Origin of the sequence: Prevotella sp. MGM2, assembly GCF_002933955.1 — a bacterium.
GTDB lineage: Bacteria > Bacteroidota > Bacteroidia > Bacteroidales > Bacteroidaceae > Alloprevotella.
This window is the reverse complement of sequence record NZ_BEWW01000120.1, coordinates 1-6,334: the sequence shown is the minus strand read 5'-3', so window position 1 is coordinate 6,334 and position 6,334 is coordinate 1. Positions and strand designations below refer to the sequence as shown.

The 6,334-nt window shown below is 48.5% G+C and carries 5 protein-coding genes; 4 read left to right on the top strand and 1 reads right to left on the bottom strand.

All coding sequences use genetic code 11. The features are described from left to right. The 4 genes from C5S62_RS02625 to C5S62_RS02610 all read left to right on the top strand — a co-directional run. Positions 1 to 709: TolC family protein (locus tag C5S62_RS02625; RefSeq protein WP_145958209.1), on the top strand; the 709-nt coding region annotated here is incomplete at its 5' end. Between the two features lie 52 nt (positions 710 to 761). After that, positions 762 to 2,009 (top strand): efflux RND transporter periplasmic adaptor subunit, encoded by a 1,248-nt coding sequence (locus C5S62_RS02620; RefSeq protein WP_172486057.1) that lies wholly within the window; start codon positions 762 to 764, stop codon positions 2,007 to 2,009. Then, complete coding sequence (locus tag C5S62_RS02615; RefSeq protein WP_104403928.1) at positions 2,009 to 4,414, top strand: ABC transporter permease; 2,406 nt, start codon at positions 2,009 to 2,011, stop codon at positions 4,412 to 4,414. Before C5S62_RS02620 ends, C5S62_RS02615 begins: the two co-directional genes overlap by 1 nt. Positions 4,415 to 4,432: 18 nt before the next feature. Then, the gene (locus tag C5S62_RS02610; protein ID WP_104403927.1) at positions 4,433 to 5,095 is read left to right on the top strand and encodes an ABC transporter ATP-binding protein; all 663 of its coding nucleotides are present in this window, start codon (positions 4,433 to 4,435) and stop codon (positions 5,093 to 5,095) included. A gap of 107 nt (positions 5,096 to 5,202) precedes the next feature. Here C5S62_RS02610 and C5S62_RS02605 read toward each other — a convergent pair whose 3' ends face one another. Next, on the bottom strand, positions 5,203 to 5,961 hold the full coding sequence (locus tag C5S62_RS02605) for a 4Fe-4S binding protein (RefSeq protein ID WP_104403926.1): 759 nt from the start codon (positions 5,959 to 5,961) through the stop codon (positions 5,203 to 5,205). Positions 5,962 to 6,334 lie beyond the last annotated feature (373 nt).

Below are 6,334 nucleotides of genomic sequence, written 5' to 3'. Positions count from 1 at the left end.
TCTATTGACTCTGAAGAATCTCATGAACATGAAGGATCTTGACACGCTATCCGTTGTCATGGCAGAGGAGAAGATAGATACAACGGCATATCCTCTGACTTTGAATGAGATTTATTCCATCTCCGAATCCACTCTTCCGGAATTTCAGGTGATGAAAATGAGGGAAAAGGCTTCGCGTAAGTCGTTGTCTGTGGCAAACGGGAGTTTTTACCCTTCCATTCGCATGGATTTCAATATGAATACAGGATATTACGACACAGAGAAAAACAAATTCGGAGGCATTGTCCCATTTCGAAAACAATTAAACGATAATATGAACAAGTACATTGGAGTATCCGTATCTTTGCCACTGTTTGCCGGGCTGTCCCGCCTGGGAGCCGTAAGGAAGGAAAGGCTTCGTTTGCAACAAGTACAGAATGAAAACGAACAGCAGCGTTCATCGCTCTATAAAGAAATTCATGATACATATCTTTCTTTTCAGGCCATCATTGAGGAATGCCGATTGGCAGAAGAACAACTTAGCGCGGCTTCCGCCACATGGAAAGAAAGCGAAGAAAAATGGAAGGAAGGCATGGTGTCGGTGTTTGAATTGCTGGAAAAACGCAACCGCCATATACGTGCCAAAGCTGAGACAGTACGCACCAGGTTGCAGTATCGTTTGAAAAAGAGGATAATGCAGTTCTACTGGGAGGGGGCGTTTCTACAGTAATAACTTAACACTAATAGTTCAGACAATGACGAATCAGATTGATTATAACGGTATGGACGTCAAAATTGAGAAGAAATCCCGGTTTCCGAAGAAGATTATCCTCATTGCCATTTGTCCGATTATCATTTTTGCAGGTTTGTTGTGGCTCATATTCCGTGACACTTCCTCCTCTATGAACGTAAACAAAGGCAGTATCACCATTGCCACCGTAGAGAAAGGGGAATTCAACGATTACATCCGGGTGGCAGGGCAAGTTATTCCCGACCACATCATTTATCTCGATGCCATAGAGGGCGGACGTGTTGAGGAACGTCTCATTGAGGAAGGAACACAAGTGAAAGCCGGAGATGTGATTATCCGCCTGAGCAATCCTCTTTTGAACATAGGGATTCTACAAAGCGAGGCAAACCTGACCTATCAGGAAAACGAACTCCGCAACACCCGCCTGAATATGGAACAGGAGCACCTGCGCTTAAAGCAAGAGCGTATCGGATTAAACAAGGACCTGATACAAAAAAAACGCCGCTTCGAACAGTTTTCACATCTTTACGAGAAGAATTTGTCCTCACGTGAGGATTATCTGCAAGCTCAGGAAGATTACAATTCGGCATCCGAGCAGATTAAAGTTCTGGATGAAAGAATCAGACAGGACACGCAGTTACGCGGCAATCAGCTTCAAAGTCTGACAGAAAACATTCAAAACATCAAGAAGAGCCTCTCACTGGTACGTGAACGCTTGGAAAATTTAAAGATTAAAGCGCCTGTCGACGGGCTGTTGGGAAACATAGAAGCCCAAATAGGACAATCCATATCCCAAGGCGAACGTATCGGGCAGATCATTACACCGGAATTGAAAGTTGAAGCCAAAGTTGACGAGCATTATGTGGAACGCATCCATGCCGGACTTTCAGCCAGTTTCGAACGTGACGGGAAAAAATATGACATGAGAATGACAAAAGTATATCCGGAAGTACAAAACGGACAATTCCGGACTGACCTGCACTTCGTTTCCGGCCGACCGGCAAACATACGTTCCGGACAAACCTATCACCTGGATCTGCAACTGGGCAGTCCGGTAAGGGCTGTCATCATTCCACGGGGAAGTTTCTGCCAGTCAGGTGGCGGGGAATACGTATATGTAGTGGATAAGGAAGAAAAAGAGGCCCGGCGCCGCCGAATACGTTTAGGACGTCAGAATCCTTTGCATTGCGAAGTACTGGAGGGGTTGAAACCCGGAGAAAAAATCATTATTTCCGGATACGACTTATTTGGCAAAAATGAACGCTTAAATTTACGATAATGGAATATTTCTCTCAAATCATCAAAAGTCAACGAGCGAAAAAATCTCTTTCCGCTCTCAATGTCTTCGGCCTTTCCGTATGTATCGGCGCGGCTTTGCTGATTCTCTTTTACGTGAGATTCGAATTAAGTTTTGACTCCTTTCATAACGGCGACAGGATTTATCGCGTAGAAAGCCGCCTTTATGAAGGCAATGAATTGACGGACAATTGGGCAACGACAACGTTCGGCCACTCTCCCGTGATGTCCCGCGAGATTCCCGGCATCGAACAGTACGTAAGAGTGACGGCACAGGACCGTGAGCAGGAAGTGACCTATAACGACCGCCAGTTCATAGAAGAACGTTATTGCTATACGGAACCCTCCTTTTTCGACTTGTTCAACTTTCCTGTAATCAAAGGAGAAAAGGAAGGACAACTGGTTCGTCCCAATACCGTTGTCATTACGGAAAGCGCGGCACACCGTTATTTCATGAACAGTAACCCTATTGGCAAAATACTGACTTTCAAGACACCTTCATCGGAACAGCACTTTGAAGTAACCGGAGTGATTGCGGACATGCCGTACAATTCCCATTTACGTTATGACTTTTTGCTGTCATATTCCTCTATCCCGGAAGCCCGGCGCGACATCTGGTATATTCACGGTGTATATACTTACATCCGTCTCGAACCCGGCAAGAATCCGCATGACATAGAGAAAGCCTTTCGCCCCATATCGCAGAAGTATAAGACTGCCGCCTTGAAACATAAAGATTGGAGAATAGAACTCATTCCGCTCAAAGACATACATCTGACTCCCCGAAAGTCCTACGAAAAAGAAAAAAAAGGCAGCAAAACAGCCATTCATATCCTTTCATTCATGGCTGTTTCCTTACTGCTGATAGGCTGGGTAAACGCTCTGAATCTCACCATCGCCCGTTATTTGGAACGGGGCAGGGAATTCGGACTCCGCAAAGTGTTCGGGGCATCCCGCCGCCAAATCATCATACAAGGATTGCTTGAGTCGGGGTTATTCAACCTGCTGGCGTTGATTGTTGCCTTCGGATGGATAGAGGTATTGTTGCCTGTCGTTTCCCGCTGGGTGGGACAAGACTTCGCGTCTGATGTTCTCACATCCCCCGGATGCTGGGGCATGGCATTGATGATATTCATCTGCGGAACCTTCTTCATCGGTTCATATCCATCGTTCTTGCTTACCCGCATCAAACCGTCTGACATCATACGGGGAAAACTGCTGCATAGCCGGAAAGGAAACAAAATAAGAAAGCTGCTGATCATCCTTCAGTTCATGGCCTCTTTCATATTAATTTCAGGAACATTTGTAGTAATCAGGCAAATACATTATATGCAGCGGGCAACGTCTTCTGTCATGTCTGACCACGTACTGGTGTTGAAACATCCGGCTCTAACGGAAAACATGTCTGAACAGATGAACCATTTCAAGAAAAGACTGGAACAGGAATCCTATATAAGCCATGTGGCAGTTTCAGGTGCCGTGCCGGGCGTGGAGGTAGCGAATTATTTTACGAACCGTCCCTACGGCAGTGACATTACCGAATCCAAACTGATACAAATGTTTGCGGTCGACACCGATTATCTGTCACTCTACGCTCCGAAGATGCTGTGCGGCCGTACTTTCTCCGAAAATTACGGGAATGAGCTTAATAAGGTCGTATTGAACGAAGAGGCTGTACGGCTGCTCGGATATTCCTCTCCGGAAGAGGCCTTGGGACAACAATTGGCCATGGAGGTGCTCCAGGAGCCGTTGGAGATAATCGGAGTTGCAGAGAATTATCATCAGCAGTCACTGGCCGAACCATACAAGCCGATCATGTTCTTCATGAAAGAACGCGTGCCCTTTATCGCCACACCGTATATTTCCATTCAAGTAAAAACCGCAATCGACTCCAAACGGCTCTCTGAAATAGAGCGGATATACAAGGCTTATTTCCCTACGGCCGTCTTCTCTTATTTCAAGTTGAGCGACTATAACGACGACCTGTATAAGGCCGACCGCAATTTCAGCCGGATCTTCACCTGCGCCTCCTTACTGGCGATATTTGTGGCCTGCCTGGGCCTGTGGATCATGACCCTCTTTTCCACAATGGCCCGTGTGAGGGAAATAGGAATAAGAAAGGTTTTAGGCGCCGGCAGGAAAAGCCTCTTCATCGTACTGACGCGGGAACTGATGCTTCTCACGGTATTGGCAACAGCACTGGGAACGCCTGTCTCCATCATCCTGATGAATGAATGGCTCGAAACGTATGCTTTCCACATCACATTGCCCTGGTGGGACTATCTCACCGCCTTTGCACTGGTAATGTGCATTGCCCTGCTGACGGTAGCCCGCCAGGTTTGGCGTGTCATCCGCCTCAAACCCATGCGCATTCTGAGAAACGAATAAATAAAAACATCTGACAATATGATTAGAATAGAGAACCTCTCCATGGTCTTCACAACAGAAGACGTACAGACCAGAGCACTGAATGACGTAAGTCTGGAAATTCAGAAAGGTGAGTTTGTAGCTGTCATGGGTCCGTCGGGATGTGGAAAATCCACCCTGCTGAATATTTTAGGAACGCTTGACACACCTACCTCCGGTAAATATTTCATTGATGAGCATGAAATAACCGGAATGAACGAGAACCGGTTGAGTGATTTCCGGAAGAAAAACATCGGTTTTATCTTTCAAAGTTTCAATCTGATAGACGAGCTGACCGTATTCGAAAACGTGGAGTTACCATTGGTTTATTCATCCGTCAGAAAGCCTGAACGGACACGAAAAGTAACGGAGGCATTGGAACAGATGAACATCGCTCATAGGGCCGGACATTTCCCCCAACAACTCTCAGGAGGACAACAACAACGGGTGGCCATCGCCAGGGCCATCGTTACGCACTGTCCTCTGATTCTGGCCGACGAGCCGACAGGCAACCTGGATTCAACAAATGGCGCTGAAGTAATGTCTCAACTCCAACGACTTAACAAACAGGGAACTACAATCGTCATGGTCACACACTCGGAGAGAGATGCCGGTTATGCCGATCGGATAATTCATCTGTTGGATGGCAAAATTGTAAAATAGCCGTCACCTGATTTTATCTCTGGTTATAACCGAAAAGGCAAGAAAACGGCCGGCCTGAACCTTTATGGATTCAGGCCGGCCGTTTTCGTTTCATGCTTTCCCGCCATTCACACAAACAGCTCGTTACGCTTCCTCACGGTGCACAGCGGCTTCAGCCTTTCCGTGACCATCGCCTCCACCGGCCCGATACTTCTGGCCTTGTTAGGACACACGGATACACAGCGCATACAGGAAATGCAAAGTTCCTCCGACACCCCGCCCGGATTGTCGGAAGGAATGGCACCGACGGGACACAAGGCGCTACAGGCGCCACAGCCGGTACACCGTCCGTCGGCCTGCGGGGCAGGTCCTTTTTGAAGCGGCCTGTAAGGTCTGTTTCCGGGTACGCACAACGTGTCCGGCCCGACAGCGCCTTCAAGTTTCTCCCTGACACACCGCCCAAAGCCGGCCAGCTCGTCACGGTCGGCCGCATCCGGCCTTCCCGTGCCATAGACGCGGGCAATGCTGTGTTCGGCCACAGCCCCAACGGCGGCAACGACGCGGAACCCCATGCCGGCGGCAACATCGCACATCTCCAGCAAGGCGTTGTCGTAGGCCCGGTTGCCATACACCGCCACCACCACGCAACGGGCACCGCAGCTGTCGATTCCTCTGAGCCGCTCCACCGTCACGGCCGGTACACGGCCGGCAAACACCGGCATGGCTATCACCGCCACATCGTCGGCCTCTATGCTAGGCACCTGCAGGCGGTCTGCCCGCAGGCACAAGTCAGTAAAAACAGTCTCACCGCCCAAACCTTCGCAAAGGTATTGACAAACCTTTTCCGTTCCTCCCGTAGGGCTGAACACAATCTGATGTATTTTCATAATTCCAATGATTGATTATTCTCCATTGCATCAAAACAGCTGCCGGCCATCAACCGTCCCGTCGGTTACTGCCATCGGGAGCAGCCAACTGAAAACAACGCCGGCACACGCCATCATGGCCTTTCCGGCAACGAAAAGACATCCGCTGCCTCTCCAACCACAAAGTTACGAATTACCTTTAAAATGACTATCAGGCGAGAGGGGAGAAAACGCCGGAAACAGCCATGACAAACGGCCCGGCAGCCGCGCTCCACACAGGCCCGCCTTTTTCTTCTCAGTTTCCACTTTCTCCCTTGTCCGGCCCTGATTTTCCATAAGGAAACAGGACGTTCCCCAGCAGATTTCCATCGAAAAAAAGGTTACTTGGAATTTT